Origin of the sequence: Streptomyces changchenzhani (genome assembly GCF_039766235.1) — a bacterium.
GTDB lineage: Bacteria > Actinomycetota > Actinomycetes > Streptomycetales > Streptomycetaceae > Streptomyces.
The window spans coordinates 227,405-253,420 of record NZ_JBDHNH010000005.1 but is presented as its reverse complement, the minus strand read 5'-3'; the positions used below and the strand labels follow the sequence as shown (position 1 = coordinate 253,420).

25 protein-coding genes are annotated in these 26,016 nt (G+C 69.2%); 6 read left to right on the top strand and 19 right to left on the bottom strand.

Translation table 11 applies throughout. The features are described from left to right. Positions 1-7 precede the first annotated feature (7 nt). Positions 8-2,056, bottom strand: coding sequence for an APC family permease (locus tag ABCR94_RS18105; RefSeq protein WP_347120362.1), 2,049 nt, complete (start codon positions 2,054-2,056; stop codon positions 8-10). A gap of 288 nt (positions 2,057-2,344) precedes the next feature. Here ABCR94_RS18105 and ABCR94_RS18100 point away from each other — a divergent pair, with 288 nt between their 5' ends. Together ABCR94_RS18100 and ABCR94_RS18095 are read left to right on the top strand one after the other, a co-directional pair. Next, complete coding sequence (locus ABCR94_RS18100; RefSeq protein WP_347120361.1) at positions 2,345-3,013, top strand: potassium channel family protein; 669 nt, start codon at positions 2,345-2,347, stop codon at positions 3,011-3,013. Next, positions 3,013-3,690 (top strand): potassium channel family protein, encoded by a 678-nt coding sequence (locus ABCR94_RS18095; protein ID WP_347120359.1) that lies wholly within the window; start codon positions 3,013-3,015, stop codon positions 3,688-3,690. Before ABCR94_RS18100 ends, ABCR94_RS18095 begins: the two co-directional genes overlap by 1 nt. Before the next feature lie 121 nt (positions 3,691-3,811). Here ABCR94_RS18095 and ABCR94_RS18090 read toward each other — a convergent pair whose 3' ends face one another. From ABCR94_RS18090 to ABCR94_RS18040, 11 genes are all read right to left on the bottom strand, one after another. Beyond that, positions 3,812-4,552, bottom strand: a complete 741-nt coding sequence (locus ABCR94_RS18090) for a DUF3159 domain-containing protein (protein ID WP_347120357.1) — start codon at positions 4,550-4,552, stop codon at positions 3,812-3,814. Positions 4,553-4,555: 3 nt separating this feature from the next. Then, on the bottom strand, positions 4,556-4,954 hold the full coding sequence (locus ABCR94_RS18085) for an OB-fold nucleic acid binding domain-containing protein (RefSeq protein WP_347120355.1): 399 nt from the start codon (positions 4,952-4,954) through the stop codon (positions 4,556-4,558). A gap of 56 nt (positions 4,955-5,010) precedes the next feature. After that, positions 5,011-5,694, bottom strand: coding sequence for a response regulator (locus tag ABCR94_RS18080; protein ID WP_347120353.1), 684 nt, complete (start codon positions 5,692-5,694; stop codon positions 5,011-5,013). Positions 5,695-5,764: 70 nt separating this feature from the next. Then, positions 5,765-8,308 carry a DUF4118 domain-containing protein gene (locus ABCR94_RS18075; RefSeq protein ID WP_347120351.1) on the bottom strand — a complete coding sequence of 848 codons (2,544 nt, stop codon included), beginning with the start codon at positions 8,306-8,308 and terminating at the stop codon, positions 5,765-5,767. Positions 8,309-8,528: 220 nt separating this feature from the next. Further along, the gene (locus ABCR94_RS18070) at positions 8,529-9,215 is read right to left on the bottom strand and encodes a potassium-transporting ATPase subunit C (RefSeq protein WP_347120349.1); all 687 of its coding nucleotides are present in this window, start codon (positions 9,213-9,215) and stop codon (positions 8,529-8,531) included. Positions 9,216-9,219: 4 nt separating this feature from the next. Beyond that, positions 9,220-11,322, bottom strand: coding sequence for a potassium-transporting ATPase subunit KdpB (gene kdpB, locus ABCR94_RS18065; protein ID WP_347120347.1), 2,103 nt, complete (start codon positions 11,320-11,322; stop codon positions 9,220-9,222). Then, positions 11,319-12,983, bottom strand: coding sequence for a potassium-transporting ATPase subunit KdpA (gene kdpA / locus ABCR94_RS18060; protein WP_347120345.1), 1,665 nt, complete (start codon positions 12,981-12,983; stop codon positions 11,319-11,321). The genes kdpB and kdpA overlap by 4 nt, the downstream gene beginning before the upstream one ends. 8 nt (positions 12,984-12,991) lie before the next feature. Next, positions 12,992-13,081, bottom strand: coding sequence for a K(+)-transporting ATPase subunit F (gene kdpF / locus ABCR94_RS18055; RefSeq protein WP_347120344.1), 90 nt, complete (start codon positions 13,079-13,081; stop codon positions 12,992-12,994). Positions 13,082-13,392: 311 nt separating this feature from the next. Beyond that, positions 13,393-14,163, bottom strand: a complete 771-nt coding sequence (locus ABCR94_RS18050; RefSeq protein ID WP_347120343.1) for a DUF3710 domain-containing protein — start codon at positions 14,161-14,163, stop codon at positions 13,393-13,395. A gap of 1 nt (position 14,164) precedes the next feature. Beyond that, a complete protein-coding gene (gene dut / locus ABCR94_RS18045; RefSeq protein WP_347120341.1) occupies positions 14,165-14,680 on the bottom strand; it encodes a dUTP diphosphatase in 516 nt (171 codons plus the stop codon). Continuing rightward, positions 14,677-15,219, bottom strand: a complete 543-nt coding sequence (locus tag ABCR94_RS18040) for a PaaI family thioesterase (protein ID WP_347120730.1) — start codon at positions 15,217-15,219, stop codon at positions 14,677-14,679. Before ABCR94_RS18040 ends, dut begins: the two co-directional genes overlap by 4 nt. A 136-nt stretch (positions 15,220-15,355) precedes the next feature. Between ABCR94_RS18040 and ABCR94_RS18035 the strand changes: the two genes are divergently transcribed. Then, entirely contained in the window at positions 15,356-15,814 is a 459-nt protein-coding gene (locus tag ABCR94_RS18035) for a DUF3093 domain-containing protein (protein WP_347120339.1), read from the top strand. Between the two features lie 7 nt (positions 15,815-15,821). On the opposite strand, the gene ABCR94_RS18030 is transcribed toward ABCR94_RS18035, so the two are convergent. The 4 genes from ABCR94_RS18030 to ABCR94_RS18015 form a co-directional block, all read right to left on the bottom strand. After that, entirely contained in the window at positions 15,822-16,676 is an 855-nt protein-coding gene (locus ABCR94_RS18030) for a hypothetical protein (protein ID WP_347120337.1), read from the bottom strand. A gap of 12 nt (positions 16,677-16,688) precedes the next feature. After that, the gene (locus ABCR94_RS18025; RefSeq protein WP_214929381.1) at positions 16,689-16,985 is read right to left on the bottom strand and encodes a DUF4193 domain-containing protein; all 297 of its coding nucleotides are present in this window, start codon (positions 16,983-16,985) and stop codon (positions 16,689-16,691) included. 399 nt (positions 16,986-17,384) lie between these two features. Then, the gene (locus tag ABCR94_RS18020) at positions 17,385-18,617 is read right to left on the bottom strand and encodes a sensor histidine kinase (RefSeq protein ID WP_347120335.1); all 1,233 of its coding nucleotides are present in this window, start codon (positions 18,615-18,617) and stop codon (positions 17,385-17,387) included. A gap of 6 nt (positions 18,618-18,623) precedes the next feature. Next, positions 18,624-19,277: a response regulator transcription factor gene (locus tag ABCR94_RS18015; protein ID WP_283518844.1), complete on the bottom strand. Its 654-nt coding sequence runs from the start codon at positions 19,275-19,277 to the stop codon at positions 18,624-18,626. A gap of 342 nt (positions 19,278-19,619) precedes the next feature. Between ABCR94_RS18015 and ABCR94_RS18010 the strand changes: the two genes are divergently transcribed. Further along, positions 19,620-19,793: a hypothetical protein gene (locus tag ABCR94_RS18010; RefSeq protein WP_347120333.1), complete on the top strand. Its 174-nt coding sequence runs from the start codon at positions 19,620-19,622 to the stop codon at positions 19,791-19,793. A gap of 252 nt (positions 19,794-20,045) precedes the next feature. Here the strand turns inward: ABCR94_RS18010 and ABCR94_RS18005 are convergent, their stop codons facing one another. Both ABCR94_RS18005 and ABCR94_RS18000 read right to left on the bottom strand, forming a co-directional pair. Next, positions 20,046-20,846: an inositol monophosphatase family protein gene (locus ABCR94_RS18005; RefSeq protein WP_347120331.1), complete on the bottom strand. Its 801-nt coding sequence runs from the start codon at positions 20,844-20,846 to the stop codon at positions 20,046-20,048. A 95-nt stretch (positions 20,847-20,941) separates the two neighbouring features. After that, the gene (locus ABCR94_RS18000; RefSeq protein ID WP_347120330.1) at positions 20,942-22,081 is read right to left on the bottom strand and encodes a ferrochelatase; all 1,140 of its coding nucleotides are present in this window, start codon (positions 22,079-22,081) and stop codon (positions 20,942-20,944) included. Positions 22,082-22,199: 118 nt separating this feature from the next. Here ABCR94_RS18000 and ABCR94_RS17995 point away from each other — a divergent pair, with 118 nt between their 5' ends. Continuing rightward, positions 22,200-23,444 (top strand): MFS transporter, encoded by a 1,245-nt coding sequence (locus ABCR94_RS17995; RefSeq protein WP_347120329.1) that lies wholly within the window; start codon positions 22,200-22,202, stop codon positions 23,442-23,444. Then, on the top strand, positions 23,407-24,723 hold the full coding sequence (locus ABCR94_RS17990; RefSeq protein WP_347120328.1) for an FAD-linked oxidoreductase, L-gulonolactone oxidase family: 1,317 nt from the start codon (positions 23,407-23,409) through the stop codon (positions 24,721-24,723). The genes ABCR94_RS17995 and ABCR94_RS17990 overlap by 38 nt, the downstream gene beginning before the upstream one ends. A gap of 60 nt (positions 24,724-24,783) precedes the next feature. On the opposite strand, the gene ABCR94_RS17985 is transcribed toward ABCR94_RS17990, so the two are convergent. Further along, positions 24,784-25,755: a hypothetical protein gene (locus ABCR94_RS17985; protein WP_347120327.1), complete on the bottom strand. Its 972-nt coding sequence runs from the start codon at positions 25,753-25,755 to the stop codon at positions 24,784-24,786. Positions 25,756-26,016 lie beyond the last annotated feature (261 nt).

Sequence of the window (26,016 nt, the reverse complement as noted above, 5' to 3'; positions counted from 1 at the left end):
CCGCCGGTCAGCTCTTGCCCGAGGGCTCCTTGGGCCGGCGGTCCACCGGGCCGCGCCGCACCGCGCCCGGCGCGCTCCAGTTCTGGTGCCGCTTCGCCCGCTTCTTCGCGGCCTCGGAGGACACCAGCTGGTACGGAACCGAGGTGACCATCACGCCCGGTGTGAAGAGCAGTCGCCCCTTGAGCCGCAGGGCGCTCTGGTTGTGCAGCAGATGCTCGTACCAGTGCCCCACCACGTACTCGGGGATGTAGACGCTGACCGCGTCGCGCGGGCTCTCGCGGCGCAGGCCCTTCACGTACTCGATGATCGGCCGGGTGATCTCGCGGTACGGCGAGTCGAGGATCTTCAGCGGCACATTGATGCCGCGTCGCTCCCACTCGTCCTTGAGCGCCTTGGTCTCGATCGGGTCGACGCTGATACTGAGCGCCTCCAGGGTGTCGGAGCGCGTCAGCTTGGCGAACGCGAGTGCGCGCAGCGTCGGCTTGTGCACCTTGGAGACCAGGACGATGGAGTGGACCCGCGACGGGCGGACACTGTCGTCGGACGGGCCCTCGTCGGCCGCGATCTCCTCGGCGACCCGGTCGTAGTGCCTACGGATCGCGCTCATCGTCCCGTAGAAGATCACCATGCCGAGCAGCGCGACCCAGGCGCCGTGGATGAACTTGGTCGCCAGGACGACGACGAGCACCATGCCTGTGAAGAAGGCGCCGAAGGTGTTGATCGCGCGCGAGCGCATCATGCGGCGGCGCTCGGCCTGCTTCTTCTCGGTCCGCAGGTGTCGGTTCCAGTGCCGCACCATGCCGATCTGGCTGAGCGTGAAGGAGACGAAGACACCGACGATGTAGAGCTGGATCAGCTTGGTCGAGTCGGCGCCGTAGACCCACACGAGCAGGATCGCGGCGCCCGCGAGCAGCACGATGCCGTTGGAGAAGGCGAGGCGGTCGCCGCGGGTGTGCAGCTGGCGCGGCAGGTAGCGGTCCTGCGCGAGGATCGAGCCGAGCAGCGGGAAGCCGTTGTACGCCGTGTTCGCGGCCAGGAACAGGACGAGCGCGGTGGCGGCGGCGAGCACGATGAACAGGAACGTGCCGTCGCCGAATACCGCGGCGGCGACCTGCGAGATCACCGGATCCTGGACATAGCCCGCGCCGACCGCGACGCCGTTGTGGATCAGGTCCTTCGCCGGGAACTCGGCCATCTTGACATCGGTGGCCATGGCCAGGCCGATGATGCCGCAGAACATGGTGACGGCCAGGCCGCCCATGAGGGCGAGCGTGGTCGCGGCGTTCTTGCTCTTGGGCTTGCGGAACGCGGGGACTCCGTTGCTGATCGCCTCGACGCCGGTGAGCGCCGCGCAGCCGGAGGAGAAGGCGCGCAGCAGCAGGAAGACGAGCGCGAAGCCCGCGATGCCCTGCTGCTCGGGCTTGATCTCGTAGTCGGAGGTCGGGGCGTGCATGGTGTCGCCCAGCGCGAAACCGCGGAAGGCGCCCCAGGCGATCATGAGGAACACTCCCGCGACGAACACGTACGTCGGGATCGCGAAGAGCGATCCCGACTCCCGTACGCCGCGCAGGTTCATGACCGTCAGCAGCACGATGACGCCGACTGCGCACAGCACCTTGTTCTCGATGACGAAGGGGACCGCGGAGCCGAGGTTCTCGATGCCCGAGGAGATCGACACGGCGACGGTGAGGACGTAGTCGACGAGCAGGGCGCTGGCGACGGTCAGACCGGCGCGGGGGCCGAGGTTGGTGTTGGCGACCTCGTAGTCACCGCCGCCGCTCGGATACGCGCGCACGTTCTGCCGGTAGGAGGCGACCACGGTGAACATCAGCACCACGACAGCGGCCGCGATCCACGGGCTGAAGTGGTAGGCCGACACGCCCGCGATGGACAGCACCAGGAGCACTTCCCCGGGTGCGTATGCAACGGAGGAGAGCGGGTCGGAGGCGAAGACGGGCAGTGCGATGCGCTTGGGGAGAAGGGTCTCTCCCAGCTTGTCGCTGCGCAGCGCCCGGCCGATCAGGATCCGTTTGGGCACGTCGGTCAGTTTGGACACGCAGAGGATCGTAAGCGTTCCGTATGGACACCGCTCATCCACCACCCCCCTCGGACACGGAATCTCCTGTCACTGTCCTTCTCCCGCCGTCCGTCGCCCCCCAATGCCACCGGGATGGACGGCATGGCCGATGGCCCGTTCGGAGTTGCCGCTACGGTGGACCGAGACAGGGGCGGGGCGCTGTTGGGCACTTCTGCCCCGCACCACCCCGGTGAGCCGAGAAGGAAGATGTGAACAGGGTGTTTGTGCAGGTCAGCCGGGCGACCAGGAGTGCGGGGTAACGGGACGATGCACGTCGTCATCATGGGCTGCGGACGAGTGGGAGCCGCACTCGCGCAGACCCTGGAGAAACAGGGGCACACGGTCGCCGTGATCGACCAGGACCCCACGGCCTTCCGCCGTCTGGGCTCCGGGTTCGGTGGCCGCCGGGTCAACGGGGTCGGCTTCGACCAGGACACCCTCCGCGAGGCGGGCATCGAGGAAGCCGGTGCGTTCGCCGCGGTGAGCAGCGGTGACAACTCCAATATCATCGCCGCCCGGGTGGCGCGCGAGATGTTCGCGATCGAGAACGTCGCGGCCCGTATCTACGATCCGCGTCGCGCCGAGGTCTACCAGCGCCTGGGCATCCCCACCGTGGCCACGGTCCGCTGGACGGCCGACCAGATGCTGCGGCGGCTGCTGCCGTCCGGGGCCGAGCCGCTGTGGCGCGACCCGAGCGGCGGGGTGCAGCTCGCCGAGGTGCACACCTCGACCGCCTGGATCGGGCACAAGATCAGCAAGTTGCAGGAGGAGACCGGCGTACGCGTCGCGTTCCTCACCCGGCTGGGCGAGGCGATTCTGCCGACCTCTCAGACCGTGCTGCAGGAGGGTGATCTGGTGCACGTCATGATGCACACGGAGGACATCGCGAAGGTCGAGGGCGCCTGCGCGCAGGGTCCCGAAGAAGGCGGTCACTGATGCGGGTCGCTATTGCCGGGGCCGGCGCGGTGGGACGTTCCATCGCGGCCGAGCTGTTGGAGAACGGGCACGAGGTGCTCCTGATCGACAAGGCGCCGACCGCCATCTCGGTGGAGCGGGTGCCGATGGCCGAATGGCTGCTGGCCGACGCCTGCGAGATCACCTCGCTGGACGAGGCGGCGCTCCAGCACTGCAACGTGGTGATCGCAGCGACCGGTGACGACAAGGTCAACCTGGTCGTCTCGCTGCTCGCGAAGACCGAGTACGGGGTGCCGCGGGTCGTCGCCCGCGTCAACAACCCCAAGAACGAGTGGCTGTTCAACGAGTCCTGGGGCGTCGATGTCGCGGTCTCCACACCGCGTCTGATGTCGGCCCTGGTCGAGGAGGCGGTGAGCGTCGGCGATCTCGTACGGCTGCTGCGCTTCAGCCACGGCGACGCCAACCTCGTCGAGCTGACCCTGCCGCCCGAGTCGGCGCTGGCAGGCACGCAGGTCAGCGATGTGGCGTGGCCCGAGGACACCTCGCTGGTCACCATCATCCGCGGTACGCGCGTGCTCACTCCGACCCCGGAGGAGACCCTGGAGCCGGGCGACGAGCTGCTGTTCGTGGCGGCGCAGGCGCGCGAGGAGCAGCTGGAGGACCTGCTTTCGGTCCGCAAGCAGGACGCGTCGGGCTGATATTCCCGCACGTACAGCTCCCGTACGTACAGCTCCCGTACGTACAGCTCTTGTACGTAGATACGCGGGTGGGGCCCGGAACCGACCTGGTTCCGGGCCCCACCTCTCTGCATACGTACGGTCAGGCCTCGCTGCTCCGCGTCTGGCCCGCCTTGCGGTCCTTCTCCGCCTGCTCCTTGGCCTCCATCTCGGCGAACACGTCGATCGGCGCCGGCGCCTTCGCCAGGAAGACCCAGGTCAGATAGACCGCGAGCAGGAACGGCGGGATCTTCAGCGAGACCAGCACCCAGCCGAGCTGCGTGGTGTCGGCCCACCAGTAGAGCGGGAAGAGGATCGCGCACTTGGCCAGCAGGATCAGGCCCCAGGCGTAACTCGCCTTGGCGTACGCCTTCTTGCGGCCCGGGTTCCTGGTGCGCCAGGAGAGGTTCTCCTTGAAGACCGGGCCGAGGATCAGGCCGATCAGCGGGACACCGGCGAGCGTGGTCCCGATGTACGCGACGGCCAGGCCCAGCGTGTAGATCATGCCGGGCAGGTAGAAGTCCTTGGCGTTGCCGGTCATCATCGCGAAGACGACACCGAAGGCGACGCCGAAGACGCCGCTGAAGGCGTGCTTGACGGTGTCCCGGCGGATCAGCCGTACGGCGACGAGCAGCAGGGACACCCCGAGGGCGGCGATGGCCGAGACGTGCAGGTCCTTGTTGATCGTGAAGATGGTCACGAACAACAGGCCGGGAAGCACGGTTTCCACCATGCCCCTGACCCCGCCGAAGGCCTCGAACAGTGCGGCCTCCGTGACGGCTTTCGCCGTGTCGGCCTCATTGCTGTCTTGATCCGTGGTGGTCGGCTTGTCGAGAGACGTCACCGGCTACTCCTGTCCGAGCGGTCGGAGTTCATATTTGGGGTTGAACAGCACACGACGTCCGTGACTCATGGATATCCGGCCCGAGGCTATGAGCCTGCGTCCCGGTTCTATCCCCACGATGGACCGCCGGCCCAGCCACACCACGTCCAGGGGCGCGGTGCCGTCGAACAGCTCCGCCTCCAGGGCCGGCACGCCGGACCGCGGGCGCAGGGTGACCGTGCGCAAGGTACCAGTCACTTTGACGATCTGGCGGTCGTCGCAGTCGCAGATGCGTGAACACCCCGCGGCCTGGGCGTCCTCCTCCAGCTCCGCGGAGTGCAGATCGGCTTGCGAGGTGGACAGCCGGTCGAGCATGCGGCGGAACCGGCCGGCAGGCTTCTCCGAACGAGGTACGGCACTCATACCAGAAGCGTACCGGGGAGTGGGCCGCACGGATCACCGCTCGAAGCGGTATCCCGTCACCGCTCGAAGCGGTATCCCATCCCGGGCTCGGTGACGAAGTGTCTAGGGTGCGAGGGGTCCGCCTCCAGCTTGCGGCGCAGCTGGGCCATGTAGACCCGCAGATAGTTGGTCTCCGTGCCATAGGAGGGGCCCCAGACCTCCTGGAGGAGCTGTTTCTGGCTGACCAGGCGGCCGGTATTGCGTACGAGGACTTCCAGGAGGTGCCACTCGGTGGGCGTCAGCCGCACGTCGCGGCCGTCGCGGTGGACCTTCTTCGCGGCCAGGTCGACGGTGAAGTCGTCCATTTCGATGATCACGTCGCCCTCGGCCGAGCCGACCGGCTCGGCCCTGCGGACCGAGGCGCGCAGCCTGGCCAGCAGTTCGTCCATGCCGAAGGGCTTGGTGACGTAGTCGTCGGCCCCGGCGTCCAGTGCCTCGACCTTCTCGTCGGAGGTGTGGCGGGCGGACAGCACGAGTATCGGTACGCGGGTCCAGCCGCGCAGTCCCTTGATCACGTCGACGCCGTCCATGTCGGGCAGGCCGAGGTCGAGGACGATCACGTCGGGGTGGCGGGAGGCGGCGAGCTGGAGCGCGGTCGCTCCGTCGTGGGCCGCGTCCACCTCGTACTTGCGTGCCTTCAGATTGATCACGAGGGCACGTACGATCTGCGGCTCGTCGTCGACCACCAGCACCCGGGTCATCGGGGGCCTGCCTTTCTGCGGGGCGTAAGGGCTGTCGGGGATCCGCACGGCATACGGGGGACGGTCACGGTCACGAGGTCACCTGGGCGGGGAGGTCGGGGCGTGCCGGAGCGTGTCCGGCGACCGCCTTGAGGGTGAGGACCATGGTCATGCCGCCGCCGGGGGTGTCCTCGGCGGTGAGGGTGCCGCCCATGGACTCGACGAAGCCGCGGGCGACCGCGAGGCCGAGGCCCACTCCGGAGCCGCGCGGGGCGTCGCCGTAGCGCTGGAAGGCTTCGAATATCCGCTCCTTGCCGTCGTCGGGGACACCGGGACCGCGGTCGGTCACCCGCAGCTCGACGCGTGCCCCCAGGGCGCTCGCGGCGACGCTGACGGGGGTGGCGTCCGGGCTGTACTTGACGGCGTTCTCGACGATGTTGGCGACGGCGCGCTCCAGCAGCCCCCGGTCGACGGCCACCATCGGCAGCGACTCGGGGATGTCCAGGTAGACGCTTTCGGCGGGTACGCCGACGAGCGCCATCGGGACCACCTCGTCGAGGTCGGTCTCGCGGATCAGCGGGGTGACGGTGCCGGTCTGGAGGCGGGACATGTCGAGGAGGTTGCCGACGAGGGCGTCGAGCCGGTCGGCGCCCTCCTCGATGCTCGCGAGCAACTCGGCCTCGTCCTCGTCGGACCAGGCGACGTCGTCGGATCGCAGGGACGTCACGGCGGCCTTGATGGAAGCGAGCGGGGTGCGCAGATCGTGGCTGACCGCGGCGAGCAGGGCCGTGCGGATGCGGTTGCCCTCGGAGGATCTGCGGGCCTCCTCCGCCTGCCCGACCAGGCGTTGGCGGTCGAGTACGACGGCGGCCTGGGCGGCGAACGCGGCGAGCACCCGGCGGTCCTCGGCGGGCAGCACACGGCCGGAGAGGGCGAGCGCCAGGTTGTCGCCGACGGGCACGTCCACGTCGGCGTCCTCGGGGCGGCCCAGCGGCTTGGGGCCGACGCTGCCCGCGCACGTCCAGGGGTCGATGTCGCTGGCGCGCTCAAGGAGCGCCACGGAGTCCATGGCGAAGGTCTCGCGCACCCGCTCCAGGAGGGCGTCCAGGGTCGTCTCGCCGCGCAGCACGTTTCCGGCGAGGAACGAGAGGATCTCGGACTCGGCGCGCAGCCTGGCGGCCTGGTGGGTGCGCCGGGCGGCCAGGTCCACCACGGAGGCGACCGCGACGGCCACGGCGAAGAAGACCACGATGGCGACGATGTTCTTCGGGTCGCTGATCGTCAGGTTGTGGATGGGCGGCGTGAAGTAGTAGTTCAGCAGCAGGGAGCCGACGGCTGCGGATGCCAGCGCGGGCAGCAGGCCGCCCAGCAGCGCCGCCACGACCGTCAGGAAGAGGAAGAGCAGTACGTCGTTGGCCAGGCCCGGGCCGTTCTCCAGGCCGGTGAGCAGCAGCGAGAGCAGCACGGGGGCGGCCACGCCGACCAGCCAGCCCCAGATGATCCGGACGCGGCCCAGGCGTGCGCCGCGGGCGACGGGCAGTCCGCGGCCCTTGGCGACCTCGTCGTGGGTGACGATGTGCACGTCGAGGTCGGACCCTGAATCGCGGGCGACGGTGACACCGACGCCGGGGCCGAACATGTACTGCCAGGTCTTGCGGCGGCTGGAGCCGAGCACGATCTGGCTGGCGTTGACACCGCGCGCGAACTCAAGCAGCGCGTTCGGTACGTCGTCGCCTATGACGTGGTGGAAGGTACCGCCGAGGTCCTCGACGAGGGTTCGCTGTACGGCCAGTTCCTTGGGCGAGGCCGAGGTGAGGCCGTCGCTGCGGGCGATGTAGACGGCGAGGATCTCGCTGCCCGAGCCCTTGGCGGCCATCCGTGACGCGCGGCGGATAAGGGTGCGGCCCTCGGGTCCGCCGGTGAGGCCGACGACGATACGCTCGCGGGCCTGCCAGGTGGAGCGGATGTTGTGCTCGCCCCGGTACTGCTGGAGGTATTCGTCGACCCGGTCGGCGACCCACAGGAGGGCGAGTTCGCGCAGCGCGGTGAGGTTGCCGGGGCGGAAGTAGTTCGACAGGGCGGCGTCGAGCTTGTCGGGCTTGTAGATGTTGCCGTGGGCCATGCGGCGGCGCAGGGCCTGGGGCGACATGTCGACCAGTTCGATCTGGTCGGCGCGCCGGACGACCTCGTCGGGGACGGTCTCCCGCTGCCGTACGCCGGTTATCGACTCGACGACGTCACCGAGGGACTCCAGGTGCTGGATGTTGACCGTGGAGACGACGTCGATGCCGGCCTGGAGCAGCTCTTCGATGTCCTGCCAGCGCTTGGCGTTGCGCGATCCGGGGATGTTGGTGTGGGCCAGCTCGTCCACGAGGGCGACGACGGGGCGGCGCTCCAGGACGGCGTCGACGTCCATTTCGGTGAAGGCGGCGCCCCGGTGCTCGATCTCGCGGCGCCGCACCTGTTCCAGGCCGTGCAGCATCACTTCGGTGCGCGGGCGGTCGTGGTGCTCGACGAAGGCGACGACGCAGTCGGTGCCCCGCTCGACGCGCCGATGGGCCTCGGAGAGCATGGCGTACGTCTTGCCCACGCCGGGTGCTGCACCGAGGTAGATCCGAAGCTTGCCGCGTCCCATGGCCCCATTGTCTTCCAGAAATCCACTGCGGCCCGATGAGGCAGCTGCTTCGAAGCTACAGCCCCGGAATCCGGCAAAACGGGCGGGGGTGGTCTCTGAGCAGCACCTTGACGTGATTCTGATGGGCGCCACCGCCACTGGGCGGGTACAGGACAAACGTCCCGCAATGGTCCGTACGAGACGAATCACTGCGGGCCGCGAGGAAGCAGGGCCGAGGTTTTCAGCCCTTGGCCGTGAGCTCCTTGAGGGCGATGTTGAGCTCCAGGACGTTGACCCGGGGCTCACCGACGAAGCCGAGGATCCGGTTGTCGGTGTGTTCCTCGACCAGCTTGTCGACCCGCTTGACGTCGAGGCCGTTCTTCTCGGCCACGCGGTGCACCTGGATCTGTGCGTACTCGGGCGAGATGTGCGGGTCGAGGCCGGAGCCCGATGAGGTGACGGCCTCGGCGGGGACGTCGGACGGCTTGACGTTGTAGTCCCCGACAGAGTTGTCCTTGACGACGGCGGCCTGGGCCGCCTTGACCCAGTCGTACAGGCCGTCCTCCGCTTCGCTGACGCCGTTGTCCGCGGACCGGTTGGTCGCGCCGGACAGGATGAGCTTGTACTGGGGGTTGACGCTGTTGGAGCCCAGGCCGTTGGACGGGCGCGGCTGGAACCACTTGAGGTCGGGGTCCGGTGTCTCCTGCCCCTTCTTCAGCGGCAGGTCGTAGCGCTGTCCGATCAGCTCGGAGCCGACGACCTTGCCCTCACTCTTGATCTCGGACCCATTCGCCTTGCCGGGAAAGAGGGCCTGCGCGACACCGGTGACGGCGAGCGGGTAGACGACTCCGCAGACGACGGTCAGGACGAGAAGGGCACGCAGTGCTGCTCCGAGCAGCCGTGCGGTGTTGCCCAGTTGGTTGTTCATGACGTCACCCGATGCCAGGAATGAGGGAGATGAGCAGGTCGATGATCTTGATGCCGACGAACGGGGCGATCAGCCCGCCCAGTCCGTACACCGCGAGGTTGCGGCGGAGCATCCGGTCCGCGCTCATCGGCCGGTAGCGCACGCCCTTGAGGGCCAGCGGTACGAGCGCAACGATGATCAGCGCGTTGAAGATGACGGCGGACAGGATCGCGGATCTGGGCGAGGACAGGTCCATGATGTTGAGCTTGTCCAGGCCCGGGTACACCACCGCGAACATCGCCGGGATGATCGCGAAGTACTTCGCGACGTCGTTGGCGATCGAGAAGGTCGTCAGCGCCCCTCGGGTGATCAGGAGCTGCTTGCCGATCTCGACGATCTCGATGAGCTTGGTCGGGTTGGAGTCCAGGTCCACCATGTTCCCGGCCTCCTTCGCGGCCGAGGTGCCGGTGTTCATGGCCACGCCGACGTCCGCCTGCGCCAGCGCGGGGGCGTCGTTCGTACCGTCGCCCGTCATCGCCACCAGCTTGCCGCCGGCCTGCTCGCGCTTGATGAGCGCCATCTTGTCCTCGGGGGTGGCCTCCGCGAGGAAGTCGTCGACCCCGGCCTCTTCCGCGATCGCCTTGGCGGTCAGCGGATTGTCACCCGTGATCATGACCGTCTTGATGCCCATGCGGCGCAGCTCGTCGAACCGCTCCCGCATGCCCTCCTTGACGACGTCCTTGAGGTGGATGACGCCCAGGACGCGCGCTCCGCGCTCGTCCTCCAGCGCCACCAGCAGCGGCGTGCCACCGGCCTGCGAGATCCGGTCGGTGAGTGTCTGCGCGTCCCCGGAGACGTCGCCACTCCGCTCCTTGACCCAGGCCACGACCGAACCGGTCGCGCCCTTGCGGACCTTGCGCCCGGCCACGTCCACGCCCGACATCCGGGTCTGGGCGGTGAAGGCGACCCACTCGGCGTCCGACAGCTCGCCCTGGGAGCGCTCGCGCAGCTGGTACTTCTCCTTCGCCAGTACGACGATCGAGCGCCCCTCGGGCGTCTCGTCGGCCAGCGAGGACAGCTGGGCGGCGTCCGCGAGTTCGGCGTCCGTGACGCCCTGGACCGGGAGGAACTCGGCGGCCTGCCGGTTGCCGAGGGTGATGGTGCCGGTCTTGTCGAGCAGCAGCGTGGAGACGTCTCCGGCGGCCTCGACGGCGCGGCCGGACATCGCCAGCACATTGCGCTGCACCAGCCGGTCCATGCCGGCGATCCCGATCGCGGAGAGCAGGGCCCCGATGGTCGTCGGGATCAGACAGACCAGCAGCGCGACCAGCACGATCATCGGCTGCTCGGCGTTCGCGTAGATCGCGAACGGCTGGAGCGTGACGACGGCGAGCAGGAAGATGATGGTCAGCGAGGCGAGCAGGATGTTCAGCGCGATCTCGTTGGGCGTCTTCTGCCGGGCCGCGCCCTCGACCAGGCTGATCATCCGGTCGATGAAGGTCTCGCCGGGCTTCGTCATGATCTTGATGACGATGCGGTCGGAGAGCACCTTCGTACCGCCGGTGACCGCCGAGCGGTCGCCGCCGGACTCGCGGATGACAGGGGCCGATTCGCCGGTGATCGCCGACTCGTCGACCGAAGCGACACCCTCGACGACGTCACCGTCGCCGGGAATGATGTCGCCGGCCTCGCAGACGACCAGGTCGCCGATGCGCAGCTCGGCGCCGGGCACCCGCTCCTCGTTCACCCCGACGACGCGTCGCGCGACCGTGTCGGTCTTGGCCTTGCGCAGCGTCTCGGCCTGCGCCTTGCCGCGGCCCTCGGCCACCGCCTCCGCGAGGTTGGCGAAGATGGTGGTCAGCCACAGCCAGGCGGTGATCGCCCAGCCGAACCAGTCGGTGGGATCCAGGATCGCGTAGACCGTGGTCAGCACGGAGCCGATCAGCACCACGAACATCACCGGCGACTTGATCATCACCCGTGGATGGAGCTTGCGTATTGCGTCCGGGAAGGACTTGACCAGCTGCTTGGGGTCGAAGAGCCCCGCGCCGACGCGGCCGTCGGCCTCCGGCTTGTGCCCGGTGGGCAGGTCCGGGTGCGGTGCCCGGGTCACTGTGTTGGTGCTCATGACGCGAGCCCTTCGGCGAGCGGTCCCAGCGCGAGCGCCGGGAAGTAGGTCAGACCGGCGATGATCATGATCGTGCCGGCCAGCAGCCCGGTGAACAGCGGCTTCTCGGTGCGCAGGGTCCCCGCGGTCGCGGGTACCGGCGTCTGTTCGGCGAGCGACCCGGCGAGTGCCAGGACGAAGACCATCGGGAGGAAACGGCCGAGCAGCATCGCCAGGCCGATGGTGCTGTTGAACCACTGCGTGTCCGCGTTCAGTCCCGCGAAGGCCGAGCCGTTGTTGTTGGCCCCCGAGGTGTACGCGTACAGGATCTCGGAGAAGCCGTGCGCGCCCGTGTTGGTCATCGAGTTGCCCGGAGTGTCCAGGGCCATCGCCGCGGCGGTGAAGCAGAGCACCAGCGCCGGGGTGATCAGGATGTAGCACGCGGCGAACTTGATCTGGCGGGTGCCGATCTTCTTGCCGAGGTACTCGGGCGTACGGCCGACCATGAGACCCGCGATGAACACCGCGATGACCGCCATGATCAGCATGCCGTAGAGGCCGGAGCCGACACCGCCCGGCGCGATCTCGCCGAGCTGCATGCCCAGCATGGTGATGCCGCCGCCGAAGCCGGTGTACGAGGAGTGGAAGGAGTTGACGGCGCCGGTCGAGGTGAGCGTGGTGGCCACCGCGAAGATCGACGAGCCGCCGATGCCGAAGCGGGTCTCCTTGCCCTCCATCGCCCCGCCCGCGAGGTCGAGGGCCGCGCCGCCGTGGTGGAACTCGGTCCACATCATCAGGGCGGTGAAGCCGAGCCAGATGGTCACCATCGTGCCGAGGATCGCGTAGCCCTGCCGGACGCTGCCGACCATGCGGCCGAAGGTGCGGGTCAGCGCGAACGGGATGACGAGGATCAGGAAGATCTCAAGGAGGTTCGACAGCGAGTTGGGGTTCTCGAAGGGGTGGGCCGAGTTGGCGTTGAAGTAACCGCCGCCGTTGGTACCCAGCTCCTTGATGACCTCCTGGGAGGCGACTGCGCCGCCGTTCCACTGCTGCGTACCGCCCGTGAACTGCCCGACTTCATGGATGCCGGCGAAGTTCTGGATGGCACCGCAGGCGACCAGCAGGATCGCGCCGATCACCGAGATCGGGATCAGGATGCGGACCGTACCGCGCACCAGGTCGGACCAGAAGTTGCCGAGCTCACCGGTGCGGGAGCGGGCGAAGCCCCGTACCAGCGCGATGGCGACGGCGATGCCGACGGCGGCGGAGACGAAGTTCTGTACCGCCAGACCGCCGGTCTGTACGACGTGGCCCATGGCCTGCTCGCCGTAGTACGACTGCCAGTTGGTGTTCGCGACGAACGACGCGGCGGTGTTGAACGCCTGGTCCGGGTCGATGGACGCGAAGCCGAGCGAGCCGGGCAGGCTGCCCTGGACCCGCTGCAGCAAGTAGAGGAAGAGGACGCTCACCGCGGAGAAGGCGAGGACCCCGCGCAGATACGCGGTCCAGCGCATCTCCGCGGTCGGGTTGGCGCCAATGACCTTGTAGATCCACTTCTCGACGCGCAGATGCTTCGTCGAGCTGTAGACACCGGCCATGTAGTCGCCGAGCGGACGGTATGCCAGACCCAGCGCCACGATCAGCGCGAGCAGCTGGAGCACACCGGCGAGGACGGGGCTCATCACAGGGCTCAGAACCTCTCCGGGTACACAAGGGCGAGGATCAGATAGCCCAGGAGGCCGGCGGCCACCACGAGGCCGACGATGTTTTCGGCGGTCACAGCTTTGCCACCCCCTTGGCGACAAGAGCCACCAGCGCGAAAACCGCGATCGTGGTGACGACGAAGGCCAGGTCGGCCACCGTGTGCTCCTAGAAGAGATCTGGACGTGCGGACCTCTTGAGGGAACCTTGTCACAGAGCCGATTCGCCTTCCGTTGACACCTCCTTTACGGCCATTGGTATCCCCTTGACGGCTTCCTTACGACTGCCAGGCCTGACCAGCGCCGACCTGCGAAAATGCCGGTGGGTCGTACTCCGAACAAGGGAGTACGACCCACCGGCAACAGCGATTTCAGGTCAACGCTCAGCGCCTCAGCGCACCTCGGTGATCTCAGGACCGCGCTGCAGCTGTCCCATGCCACCGGAGAAGCGGGACCCCTCCTGCTCCTCCTGCTGTACGCCCTCGGGCACCATCTGGGCGTCCTCGGGCAGCTTGAGGACGATCGGGTCGCGCGGCGCCATCGGCCCCTCGCCCCGAACGACCACGGTGTCCCGGAAGATCTGCTCCAGCACACCGGCCGCCTGGGGCTGCACGGCACCCTGCCCGGAGATCACTCCGCGCAGGAACCAGCGCGGCCCGTCCACCCCGATGAACCGCACCAGCTGCACACCGCCGGTGCCGTCCGGAAGCTGCACGGGCACCTGGGCCCGCAGCTCCCAGCCCAGCGGGCCCTCGACCTCGTCGATGACACCGCCCTGCTGGGTGATGCCCGAGGCGATCTCCTCGCGGACCTCGCCCCAGATGCCTTCCTTCTTGGGTGCGGCGAAGGCCTGCAGCTGCACCGCGCTGTCGCTCAGCACGACCGTCGCCGCGACGATCGCGTCACCCACGACCTCGACCCGCAGCTCCATGCCCTCGACTCCGGGCACGAAAATGCCGCCCAGGTCCACCCGGCCATCGCCGGGCTCGTGGACCTCCGACACGTCCCAGGGACCGTCGGGGCGGGGCTTCGGCGGCAGGTTCACCCTGCGCGTCCCGCCTTCGCCGTCCGCGACCTCAGCGGTCTCGACGCCGTCGACGACCTGCTCGGCCTCGCCCGCCGTGCCATCGGCGGATTCGCTCTTCTTGCGACGTCCGAACACGTCACTGTCCTTCCCGGTCGGATACGACCGATGCGTATCGATTCCCACCCGTTGAGCCGTCCACCGCGGCATGGCCACCGGTGGACCCGAAGCCCCCCTCGGCCCGCGCCGAGCCGGGAAGCTCCGCGACCTCATGGAAGCGCACCTTCTCGACCTGCTGGACGACCAGTTGGGCAATCCGGTCGAAGCGCTCGAACCGCACGCTTTCGCGCGGGTCGAGATTGACCACGATCACCTTGATTTCCCCACGGTACCCGGCATCCACCGTCCCCGGGGCATTCACGAGGGCGACTCCGCAGCGGGCGGCAAGACCGGATCGCGGGTGCACGAAGGCCGCGTACCCGTCGGGGAGCGCGACAGACACCCCGGTGGGCAGTACCACTCTTTCCCCCGGAGCCAGTTCGACCGCCTCGGTGGTGACCAGATCGGCGCCGGCGTCGCCCGGATGTCCGTACGAAGGGATCGGCACCTCGGGGTCGACCAGGCGGATCAGTACATCGACGGGATTACGGGTCATGGGTTCACCTCGAAGGCGCGAGCGCGCCTGACCTGGTCGGGATCGGCCATCGCCGCCCGGATCTCCTCCGGGCGTCCGTTGTCGATGAAATGGTCGACCTTGACTTCGATGAAAAGGGCGTCGGCGCGGACCGCGACGGGCCCGTCCGGGCCGCCGATCCTGCCGGTCGCCGTGGAGTAGATTTTGCGGCCGTGCACCGCGGTCACCTCGGCGTCGAAATGCAGCACGGTGTCCACCGGTACCGGGCGTACGAAGTCGGTCTCCAGCCTGCCGGTCACCGCGATCACCCGCAGCAGCCAGTTCAGCGAGCCGAGCGTCTCGTCGAGCGCGGTGGCCAGCACCCCGCCGTGCGCCAGGCCCGGCGCGCCCTGGTGGGCGGCCTTGACCACGAACTCGGCCGTGACGCGCACGCCTTGTGCCGCCCGCGCCTGGAGGTGCAGTCCGTGCGGCTGGCCCTCGCCACAGCCGAAACAGTGCTCGTAGTGCGCGCCGAGCAGCTCTCCGGGCGGTGGTGCGTCAGGATGCCTGACCGGGGCTATGGCGTCGGCCGGCGGCTTCAGCGCCGCAGACCCGGCCCGGGATCCGGGGGCCTTCCCCCGGGAGTTCTCAGTACTCACAGGCGCTGACCTTACCCGCGCGGCTACCGGCAGGTCGCGCCGTGCCAAGCTTGGATTCATGCAGCCTTCCGCCCCGCAGTACACCGAACGTCTGACCGCCCCCCGTTCGTGGTGGGGCATCGCCGCACTGGTCGGGGTCGCGTTCGCGCTGATGCTGCTGCCGCTCGGCCCCCTGCCGCTGCTCGCGGGTCTGATCGGCGGCAGCGCGCTGGCCGCGGTCGCGGTGAGCTCGTACGGCTCCCCGCGCATCCGGGTGGTCGCGGACGCGCTGATCGCGGGCGACGCCCGTATCCCGCTCTCCGCCCTGGGCGAGGCTCAGGTGCTCGACCCCGAAGAGGCCCGCGCCTGGCGGTCGTACAAGGCCGATACGCGCGCCCACATGCTGCTGCGCAGCTACATCCCGACGGCGCTGCGCGTCGAGGTCACCGACCCGCAGGACCCGACGCCGTATCTGTACCTCTCGACGCGCGACCCCGAGGCCCTGGCTGCGGCTCTCACGGCCGTCCGGGCGGCCTAGCCCGCGCCTAGCCCTCCAGCGCCTTGCGGTCGGGCTGCTGCTCGACCGCGGGCTGCTCCAGCGGGGGCAGCTCGCGCAGGGCGTCCCAAGGGATCTGCGTTCTGCGCAGGTCTGCGCGGATCCGGTCGGCGAGCTTTCTGGTGTCGCGCCGGTTCATCACGGCGCCGACGGCCGCACCCACCATGAAGGGCATCAGGTTCGGCAGGTTGCGGACCATGCGCTTCATGATCTGCTGGCGCAGCTGGCGCTTCAGCTGGCCGCCCATCGCCACATTCAACGTGGACGGTTTCGTCACGTCGATGCCGCGCTCCTCGGACCAGGAGTTCAGATAGGCGGTGGTGCGGTCCTTGAGATTGCCGGGCGGGCGCATGCCGTAGACCTCGTGCAGCTCCGCGATGAGCTTGAGCTCGATCGCGGCGACGCCGGTGATCTCGGCTGCCAGCTCGGCCGGCATCGCGGGTGGCACGGGCAGCATCGCGGCCGCTCCGACGCCTGCGCCCACCGTGGAGGTGCCGTTGGCCGCACCGGCCACCAGCTTGTCGGCGAGCTGCTCCGGGCCGAGGCCCGGAAAGTGCTTCCGCAGGGTCGCCAGGTCGCGTACGGGAACGCGCGGCGCGAGTTCGATGAGCCGGTCGGCGAGATGGCCGATCCCGGCCTTCGCGCTCTCACCGCCCTTCCGTATGCCTTTCCTGACCGCCGCCAGGCGCCGGGCCCGTGCTGAGGGCCCTTCCGCTTCTTCGAGCGAGGCCGGCAGGCCCCGCTCGTCGTCACGTGCGCCGACGGCCGCGCTCACGCCGTGCGGCGCCTCCGGGGAATCCTTCCGCCGGAAGCGCTTTTTCCAGGACGGTGTCGCGCCTGCCATGGCCGACCCGACCTAGTCGCAGTCGCGGCAGATCGGCTGGCCGTTCTTCTCCCTGGCCAACTGGCTGCGGTGATGCACGAGGAAGCAGCTCATGCAGGTGAACTCGTCGGCCTGCTTGGGCAGGACCCGCACGGCGAGCTCTTCATTGGAGAGGTCGGCACCGGGCAGTTCAAGCCCTTCCGCCGCCTCGAATTCATCCACGTCAACGGCCGATGCGGTCTTGTCGCTACGACGAGCCTTGAGCTCTTCAAGGCTGTCCTGGTCGACGTCGTCATCGGTCTTGCGTGGGGTGTCGTAATCCGTTGCCATGTCGCTCTCCCCCTCTGGGTGGTTGCGGTGTCTCAGCGCCGTAACGCGTGAGAGGCCGGACTTGTGCCCGACCTGAGGCGGAGATTTTGCCTCACATCAAGGTCTGTTACTCAATCGACACCCAACCGAGCTCGTGCTGAGTGATCGGTTTGGATGGCGATCGGGACCGTACACGGTCCGAATGTCGCACTCCACGAGTGCCACCCCGTGTACTTCCCGTGATCCCACCCCTAGGAAACCCGGACTTTTCCGGGTTTTCCCAGGATTTCGTGATCACGGAGAGTAGATGGTCCGAAATTTGCCCTGTGATCGATCACACACGGAACGTCCGGGATCACATCCCGAAAATTCCGCGCAAAGCGAACAGCCGACAGCTTCGTGAACGTCTCAGACCGGAAGTCAGACCGGAAGGGTGACACGCATGACTAGGCCGCCGCCCTCGCGGGGCTCCGCGATGATACGGCCTCCGTGAGCCCTCGCGACGCTGCGCGCGATGGACAGGCCCAGGCCCACACCCTTGTCACTGCCGGTCCGCTCCGTACGCAGGCGCGTGAACGGCTCGAAGAGGTTGTCGATCTCGTACGCGGGAACCACTGGACCCGTGTTCGACACGACCAGGAGTGCCTGGCCGTGCTCGATCTCGGTGATCACCTCGACCCAGCCTTCCCCGGGAATGTTGTAGCGCACGGCGTTCTGCACCAGGTTCAGCGCGATCCGCTCCAGCAGGACGCCGTTGCCCTGGACCACGGCGGGCGCGCGCTCCCCGCGGATCTCCACGCCCTTGGTCTCCGCCTCGCCGCGCGCCTGGTCGATGGCGCGCGAAGCGACCTCGGCGAGATCCACGGGCTTGCGCTCGACGATCTGGTTCTCGCTGCGGGCGAGCAGCAGCAGGCCCTCCACGAGCTGCTCACTGCGCTCGTTGGTGGCCAGGAGCGTCTTGCCGAGCTGCTTGAGCTCCGCGGGCGCCCCCGGGTCGGAGAGGTGGACCTCCAGCAGGGTCCGGTTGATCGCGAGCGGCGTACGCAGCTCGTGCGAGGCGTTCCCGACGAACCGCTGCTGGGCGGTGAACGCCCGCTCCAGGCGGTCGAGCATCTCGTCAAAGGTGTCGGAGAGCTCCTTGAGCTCGTCGTCGGGGCCGTCCAGCTCGATACGGCGGGACAGGTCGGTACCCGCGACCCTGCGGGCCGTACGGGTGATCCTGCCGAGCGGCGACAGGACACGGCCCGCCATCGCGTACCCGAAGGCGAAGGCGATGATGCTGAGCCCGAGGAGGGCCAGCAGCGAGCGGGTGAGCAGCTGGTCGAGCGCGTGCTGGCGCTGGTCGTTGACGCAGGCGTTCATCGCCGCGTTGAACTGGTCGGGCGTCGCACTGTCGGGCAGGTCGCACACCGTGCTCTTGACCTGGCCGCTCACGATCTTGAAGGGCAGGTCGCTGCCCACCGCGAGGGCCTGCGCGGCGAGCAGATAGATGATCGAGAGCAGCAGGATGCCGGCGATCAGGAACATGCCGCCGTAGAGCAGCGTGAGCCGTATCCGGATGGTCGGGCGCACCCAGGGGAAGGCAGGGTCCTGCCCCCTGGGGTCCCAGGTCGGTTTCGGCGGCGCTGCCGGAGGCGCCGGGCTCGCGGCCATCGGGCGTCAGATCCGGTAGCCGGAGCCGGGCACGGTGACGATGACGGGCGGCTCACCGAGCTTGCGGCGCAGCGTCATCACCGTGACGCGCACGACGTTGGTGAACGGGTCGGTGTTCTCGTCCCAGGCCTTCTCCAGGAGCTGCTCGGCGGAGACCACGGCGCCCTCGCTGCGCATCAGCACTTCGAGCACCGCGAATTCCTTCGGCGCCAGCTGGATCTCATGACCGTCGCGGTGGATCTCGCGACGGTTGGGGTCGAGCTTGATGCCGGAGCGCTCCAGGACGGGCGGCAGCGCGACGGTCGTACGGCGCCCGAGGGCCCGTACTCGCGCGGTCAGCTCGCTGAAGGCGAAGGGCTTGGGCAGATAGTCGTCCGCGCCGATCTCCAGGCCCTCCACACGGTCGCTGACGTCACCGGAGGCGGTGAGCATCAGGACGCGGGTGGGCATGCCCAGCTCGACGATCTTCCGGCAGACGTCGTCACCGTGCACGAGCGGGAGGTCCCGGTCGAGTACGACGACGTCGTAGTCGTTGACCCCGATACGCTCCAGAGCGGCCGCCCCGTCGTACACGACGTCGACGGCCATAGCCTCCCGGCGAAGTCCGGTGGCCACCGCATCGGCGAGCAGTTGCTCGTCCTCGACGACGAGTACGCGCACGTCGCTGTCCTTTCTCTGAGCCCCTTGCGGGGCAGGTCTGTGCCATTGGCTGTGCGCTGCCATCCTGCCCCTTTCGGCCATAAACCGGCGGTAAGGCAAGAGGTCGGGACGGAGCCCCGGCAGGCCCCTGGCGGGCCCTGACGGGGCTCACACGATTCCCCGGGCAGTTGAGGTTTTCCTGAGGCGAGCCATGGGGAGGACGACTGCACACCCCGCGATCACGCCCTGTACCTGGCACGCCACAATCCGCTCTGTCCCCCAGAGGGAGTGGCGGAGGGCGCATGTGATCCACCACCCTCGGCACACCCCCGTGCCACCGACCCATGACGAGGGGGCGCACTCATGGACGCTTTCACCGCAGGCCTTCTGCAGCGCATAAGGGCCACGGAATCCGACCTCACGCTGGCTCGCGAGGCGGGCGACGACTTCCTGGCGGAGGTCGAGCAGGCAGAGCTGGACGATCTGCACCGCCTGGCGGCGGAGCACGGCGTGCAGGTCGGCGCCGCGACAGCCTGACCCAGCACTACGAGAGACCCCGCGCCGGAGTAAAGGTGCGGGGTCTTTTCGCGCCCTGCGGGGCTGTTCCCCTACCCGCCCCTTCCCAGAACTGGGGGCAAGCCCCCAGACCCCCGGACGCCCTACGGGCGTGTCCTCAATCGCCGGACGGGCTGAGAGGTTCCGGATGCTGCGCACATTTCAGCCCGTCCGGCGATTGAGGACTTCGGGAAGGGGCGGGGTGGGGAACAAGCCCGCCGCAGGCGCCCCGCCCTAGTCGTGCCACGCCCCGAAGTCCTCAAGCAGCGCCTGGAGCGGCTCGAAGACCCCGGGCGAGGCCGCGATCGTCAGCTCGCCCGAAGGCACCCGCCCCGGCCGGCCCCCCGTCACCGCCCCCGCCTCCCGGGCGATCAGATCCCCCGCCGCCAGGTCCCAGGGGCTGAGCCCCCGCTCGTAGTAGCCATCCAGCCGCCCCGCAGCGACATCACTCAGGTCGATCGCCGCCGAGCCGCTGCGCCGGATGTCCCGCAGCAGGGGAATCAGCCGCTGAGCGACATCCGCCTGGTGCCTGCGCACCGCGGCGACGTAGTTGAAGCCCGTCGAGACCAGCGCCTCATCGAGCGGCGGCGCGGGCCGGCACCGCAGGGATACGTCGTTCACGTACGCCCCACCGCCGAGCACAGCGCGGAACGTCTCACGGCGCATCGGCGCCTCGACGACACCCACCACCGTCTCGCCGTCCCGCTCGGCGGCGATGGAAACGGCCCAGGTCGGCAGCCCGTAGAGGTAGTTGACCGTGCCATCGAGCGGGTCGATGACCCAGCGGATCCCGCTGCTGCCCTCGGTGGCCGCGCCCTCCTCCCCCAGGATCCCGTCGTCGGGCCGGTGTTCGGCGAGAAAGCCGGTGATCAGCTTCTCGGCGGCGATGTCCATCTCGGTGACGATGTCGATGGGACTCGATTTGGTGGCGGCCACGCCCAGATCGGCGGGTCGGCCGTCACGCAGCAGCGCCCCGGCCCGGCGTGCGGCCTCCAGGGCGAGTTCGAGCAGCTCGGGCAGGAGCGGGGCGGTCACGGCTCTCCTCGGGGTACGGACGGGCGCCTGGGGGTCTGCTTGCGCCTACGGGCTGTCGGCCCAGGCGCACGGACTGCCGGCTGCCGGCTGCCGGCTTAGACGTACGGGCTGTCGGCGCCCGCAGCGGCGGGTCTGGGGGCCCTGGCCGGGCAGCAGCCGACCGGGCACACGTCGTGGCTCGCCGCGAGCGCTCCCAGCGCGCAGCGCTCCACCGCGCGCCCCCGCTCGGCCGCCGCGCGCTCCAGCAGCAGATCGCGGACGGCCACCGCGAAGCGCGGGTCGGAACCGACGGTCGCGGATCTGGCGACGGGCAGGCCCAGTTCGGCGGCCTTCGCGGTGGCCTCGGTGTCCAGGTCGTACAGGACCTCCATGTGGTCCGATACGAAGCCGATGGGCACCATGACGACGGCGGGCGCGCCCGCGCCGTGCAGTTCCTCCAGGTGGTCGCAGATGTCGGGCTCCAGCCACGGGATGTGCGGGGCGCCACTGCGCGACTGGTAGACGAGCTGCCAGGGGTGCTCGGTGCCCGTCTGTTCGCGGACCGTGTCGGCGATGAGCCGGGCGATGTCCAGATGCTGTGCGACGTACGCGCCGCCGTCCCCGTGCCCGTCGGCCGGGCCCGAGGTGTCGGCGGCCGCGGTCGGGATGGAGTGCGTCGTGAAGGCGAGGTGCGCCCCCGCCCGTACCCCTTCGTCCAGCTCCGCCAGTGATTTCAGGACCCCGTCGACCATCGGCCGTACGAATCCCGGGTGGTTGAAGTAGTGCCGCAGCTTGTCGACGCGCGGCAGCTCCAGGCCCTCCGCGTCCAGCGTCGCGAGCGCGTCGGCGAGGTTCTCCCGGTACTGACGGCAGCCGGAGTACGAGGCGTACGCGCTCGTGGTGAGGACGGCAATGCGGCGGCGGCCGTCGGCGACCATCTCGCGCAGGGTGTCGGTCAGATAGGGCGCCCAGTTGCGGTTGCCCCAGTAGATCGGCACCCCGTCGGGGCCGTCCAGGCCGTGCTCGGCGAAGTCCTTGCGGAGGGTGTCGAGCAGGGCGCGGTTCAGCTCGTTGATCGGGCTGACCCCGCCGAAAAGGAAGTAGTGCTGTCCCACCTCCTTGAGCCTCTCCTTGGGGATGCCCCGGCCGCGGGTGACGTTCTCCAGGAACGGGACCACGTCGTCCGGGCCTTCGGGGCCGCCGAAGGAAAGCAGCAACAGGGCGTCGTAAGGGGCTGCGTCAGACTGATCGGGCATGTGACCGATCCTGCCACCCGCGTCTGACGGACCCGCACCCGACACCGGTCACGGCGCGGCGCACCGTTGTGCGGTCGTAAGCTGTAGGGCCCATCTCCATGCCTTACCGGAGCGCCTCTTGCCCAGTCCCTACCGCGCGATTTTCGCGGCCCCCGGCGCCCTTGGTTTCTCCGCGGCCGGTTTCTTCGGCCGGATGCCGCTGTCCATGATGGGCATCGGCATCGTGACGATGATCTCCCAGCTCACCGGCAGATACGGGCTCGCGGGCGCCCTCGCTGCGACCCTGGCGATGGCGGCGGCCGTGGTCGGTCCGCGGATCTCCAAGTACGTCGACCGGTACGGGCAGCGGCGGGTGCTGCGGCCGGTCACCCTGGTCGCGGTCGCGGCGGTCGCGGGCCTGCTGATCTGCGCCCAGCAGGGGCTGCCGGACTGGACCTTGTTCGTCTTCGCGGCGGGCGCCGGCTGTGTGCCGAGTGTCGGTTCGATGGTCAGGGCGCGCTGGGCGGAGATCTACCGCGGGTCCCCGCGCCAGTTGCACACTGCGTACTCCTGGGAGTCGATCGCCGACGAGCTCTGCTTCATCTTCGGCCCGATCATCTCCATCGGTCTTTCGACGGCCTGGTTCCCCGAGGCCGGCCCCCTGATCGCCGCCCTCTTCCTGCTGACCGGCGTGTTCTGGCTGACCTCGCAGCGCGCGACCGAGCCCGTCCCCCAGCCGCGTGAGCAGCACACGAGCGCCTCGGCGCTGCGCTCCCCCGGACTCCAGGTACTGGTGGCCACCTTCGTGGCGACCGGCGCGATCTTCGGGGCGGTCGATGTCGTCACGGTGGCCTTCGCCGATGAGGAGGGCCACAAGGCCGCCGCCAGCCTCGTCCTCGCGGTCTACGCGCTCGGCTCGTGTCTCGCGGGAGCCGTTTTCGGCCTGCTGCACCTCAAGGGCGCCGCCTCGACGAGGTGGCTGGTGGGTGTCTGCGCGATGGCCGTGAGTATGATCCCCCTCCAACTGGCCGGGAACCTTCCCTTTCTGGCCGTGGCGCTCTTTGTCGCGGGCCTTTCCATCGCACCGACGATGGTGACCACCATGGCCCTCGTCGAGCAGCACGTACCGCGCTCCAAGCTGACCGAGGGCATGACCTGGACCAGTACCGGGCTCGCCGTCGGAGTCGCTCTCGGTTCCTCGGCCGCCGGCTGGGTGGTCGACGCGGTGGGAGCGGAAGCGGGGTACGCGGTGCCCGCCGTGGCGGGAGCTCTCGCGGCCGTGGTGGCGGTTCTCGGCTACCGCCGGCTCCGCAGGCCGGTACCGACTCGGGGAGGGCATGGGGCAGATGGCCACCACATCCAGGACGGCGAGCACGTGGCGTAACTGGGCGGGGAATGTCACCGCCCGCCCGGTAAGGGAAGTGACCCCGGCTTCGGTCGATGAGCTTGTCGAGGCGGTCCGCAGGGCCGCCGAGGACGGGCTGAAGGTCAAGGCCGTCGGCACCGGCCACTCCTTCACCGCGGTCGCCGCGACCGACGGTGTGCTCATACGCCCCGACCTGCTGACCGGCATTCGCGACATCGACCGTGCGGCCGGAACCGTGACGGTGGAGGCGGGCACCCCGCTCAAGCGCCTGAACGTGGCCTTGGCCCGGGAGGGCCTGTCGCTCACGAACATGGGCGACATCATGGAGCAGACGGTCGCAGGCGCGACGAGCACCGGCACGCACGGCACCGGCCGCGACTCGGCGTCGACCGCCGCGCAGATCCGTGCCCTGGAGCTGGTCACCGCGGACGGCTCGCTGCTGGTCTGCTCGGAGAGGGAGAACCCGGAGGTCTTCGCGGCCGCCAGGCTCGGGCTCGGTGCGCTGGGCGTGGTCACGGCGATCACCTTCGCCGTGGAGCCGGTGTTCCTGCTGACCGCCCGCGAGGAGCCGATGACCTTCGACCGGGTCACCGCCGAGTTCGACGAGCACTTCGCTGAGAACGAGCACTTCGAGTTCTACTGGTTCCCGCACACCGGGAACTGCACCACCAAGCGCAACAACCGCAGCGCGGGCCCCGCGGCCCCGCCCGGCCGGGTCAGCGGCTGGGTCGAGGACGAGCTGCTCTCCAACGGCCTCTTCCAGGTGGCCTGCTCGCTGGGCCGGGCCGTGCCGCCCGTCGTGCCCGCGGTCGCCAGGCTCTCCAGCCGGGCCCTGTCCGCCCGTACGTACACGGACATCCCGTACAAGGTCTTCACCAGCCCGCGCCGCGTGCGCTTCGTGGAGATGGAGTACGCGCTACCCCTGGAGGCCGCGGTCACGGCGCTGCGCGAGGTGAAGGCGATGATCGAACGCTCGCCGCTGCGCGTCAGCTTCCCGGTGGAGGTCAGGACCGCCCCGGCGGACGACGTGACGCTCTCCACGGCGTCCGGCCGGGAGACGGCGTACATCGCGGTGCATCTGTACAAGGGCACCCCGCACCGCGCGTACTTCACCGCGGTGGAGCGGATCATGACCGCGCACGGTGGCCGGCCGCACTGGGGCAAGGTCCACACGCGCGACGCCGAGTACCTGGCCGGGGTCTATCCGCGCTTCGGCGAGTTCACGGCCCTGCGCGACCGGCTTGACCCGCAGCGGCTCTTCGCCAACGACTATCTGCGGCGGGTCCTGGGCGACTGACGCCGCTCGGGCCGCTCACCGGACGGTCCGTCACGGGACGGTGCGTCACCGGATGGTCCGTCACGGGGCGGGCGTGGCGTCGTTCTGCGCGTCCCGCTCGCTGCCGCTGTCCGCCGTGCTGCCGGTGCCCTTGTCCGAGTCGCTCGTGTCGCCCGTGTCGCCGCCCGTGTCGCCGTCGGTGGAGCCGGACGGGGTCGGCGTGGGTGTCGGCGTGGCGGGCTTCGACGGATCGCCGCCGGAGCCCGAAGCTGTCGGGGTGGGGTCGGGCGAGGAGTCGCCGCCGGTCCCGGCGCTCTTGTCCGGCGTCGGTTCCCCGTCCGAGCCTGTTCCCGGGCTTGGCGAACCGGTGTCGGGGGTGTCCGACGGCACGTCGGACGGCGCGTCCTTCTTCTGCTCCCCGCCCTGCACGACGTTCGAGAACGTCGTGCCCTTGCCGCCGCTGAGGTCGCCGCCCGAGATCAGTTCGTACGTCGTGATCCCGCCCATCGCCACCACGAAGACGACGACGGCAGCGATCACGGAGCGCTTCCAGCCCCGGACCCGCGTGCCGTGGGTGGTGCCGTCGGTGAACTCCTCGGCCGTCTCGTCCGGCAGGTCCGCCTTCCACAGCAGCTGTGTACGGTCCGGCGCGCCCCCGATGTCCCGGGGCAGGCCCACCGTGCGCATCACCCGCGTCGCGTCGTCGAACGCCCGCGGGTCGTGCGGGTCACGTCCGTCGTGCGGGTCGTGCGGGTCACGGACCGGGACCTGACGGCCCTTCGGCTTCACTTGGACCGTCACCTCGCGGATCTGCTCCCCGGTACGCCGGAACAGATGCTGGAAGATCGTGCCGCCACAGGTCGCCACGACGCTCACCACTCCGGCGCCAATCATCGTCCCGTACACCCCGAGTGTCGACGCCAGCACCGCCGCCGCGACCGCGGCCAGTGCGCTGCCCGCCACCTGCGGCACGCTCAGATCGAGCCGCGTCTTTTTCTGATCGTCTATGTCGGTTTCCGGCTTACCGCCCATGCCCAGCCTCTGCTTGCCCATCTGTTGCACCTTGCATCAGAGAACGACATTTCGGCGAAGCGAATAGTTCCGTTTCAGGTGATTCTGTGAAGCAGGACACTCATGGGGCTCGCGACGGCCCCACGGAAAGATGGATCGATTCGCTCAACTCCCGCGCTCCGGAAGAACTTCGATGGCGCGCCGGTCCACCCCAGTGGCCCGAATGGAGTACTGTGGCGAGCCCTGGGGCCGGTCTCCCGCTTGGGCGTCCGGGACCTACGGTAGGGGGCCGAAAAGCGGCAC

Coding starts and splice junctions, on each gene's coding strand:
- ABCR94_RS18030 (WP_347120337.1), bottom strand. CDS start 16,676: ATGGCAGGCGCGACACCGTCCTGGAAAAAGCGCTTCCGGCGGAAGGAT.
- ABCR94_RS18010 (WP_347120333.1), top strand. CDS start 19,620: ATGGACGCTTTCACCGCAGGCCTTCTGCAGCGCATAAGGGCCACGGAA.
- ABCR94_RS18000 (WP_347120330.1), bottom strand. CDS start 22,081: ATGCCCGATCAGTCTGACGCAGCCCCTTACGACGCCCTGTTGCTGCTT.
- ABCR94_RS18100 (WP_347120361.1), top strand. CDS start 2,345: ATGCACGTCGTCATCATGGGCTGCGGACGAGTGGGAGCCGCACTCGCG.
- ABCR94_RS18075 (WP_347120351.1), bottom strand. CDS start 8,308: ATGGGACGCGGCAAGCTTCGGATCTACCTCGGTGCAGCACCCGGCGTG.
- dut (WP_347120341.1), bottom strand. CDS start 14,680: ATGACCCGTAATCCCGTCGATGTACTGATCCGCCTGGTCGACCCCGAG.
- ABCR94_RS17985 (WP_347120327.1), bottom strand. CDS start 25,755: ATGGGCAAGCAGAGGCTGGGCATGGGCGGTAAGCCGGAAACCGACATA.
- kdpA (WP_347120345.1), bottom strand. CDS start 12,983: ATGAGCCCCGTCCTCGCCGGTGTGCTCCAGCTGCTCGCGCTGATCGTG.
- ABCR94_RS18025 (WP_214929381.1), bottom strand. CDS start 16,985: ATGGCAACGGATTACGACACCCCACGCAAGACCGATGACGACGTCGAC.
- ABCR94_RS18070 (WP_347120349.1), bottom strand. CDS start 9,215: ATGAACAACCAACTGGGCAACACCGCACGGCTGCTCGGAGCAGCACTG.
- ABCR94_RS18095 (WP_347120359.1), top strand. CDS start 3,013: ATGCGGGTCGCTATTGCCGGGGCCGGCGCGGTGGGACGTTCCATCGCG.
- kdpB (WP_347120347.1), bottom strand. CDS start 11,322: ATGAGCACCAACACAGTGACCCGGGCACCGCACCCGGACCTGCCCACC.
- ABCR94_RS18085 (WP_347120355.1), bottom strand. CDS start 4,954: ATGAGTGCCGTACCTCGTTCGGAGAAGCCTGCCGGCCGGTTCCGCCGC.
- ABCR94_RS17990 (WP_347120328.1), top strand. CDS start 23,407: ATGGCCACCACATCCAGGACGGCGAGCACGTGGCGTAACTGGGCGGGG.
- ABCR94_RS18020 (WP_347120335.1), bottom strand. CDS start 18,617: ATGGCCGCGAGCCCGGCGCCTCCGGCAGCGCCGCCGAAACCGACCTGG.
- ABCR94_RS18035 (WP_347120339.1), top strand. CDS start 15,356: ATGCAGCCTTCCGCCCCGCAGTACACCGAACGTCTGACCGCCCCCCGT.
- ABCR94_RS18080 (WP_347120353.1), bottom strand. CDS start 5,694: ATGACCCGGGTGCTGGTGGTCGACGACGAGCCGCAGATCGTACGTGCC.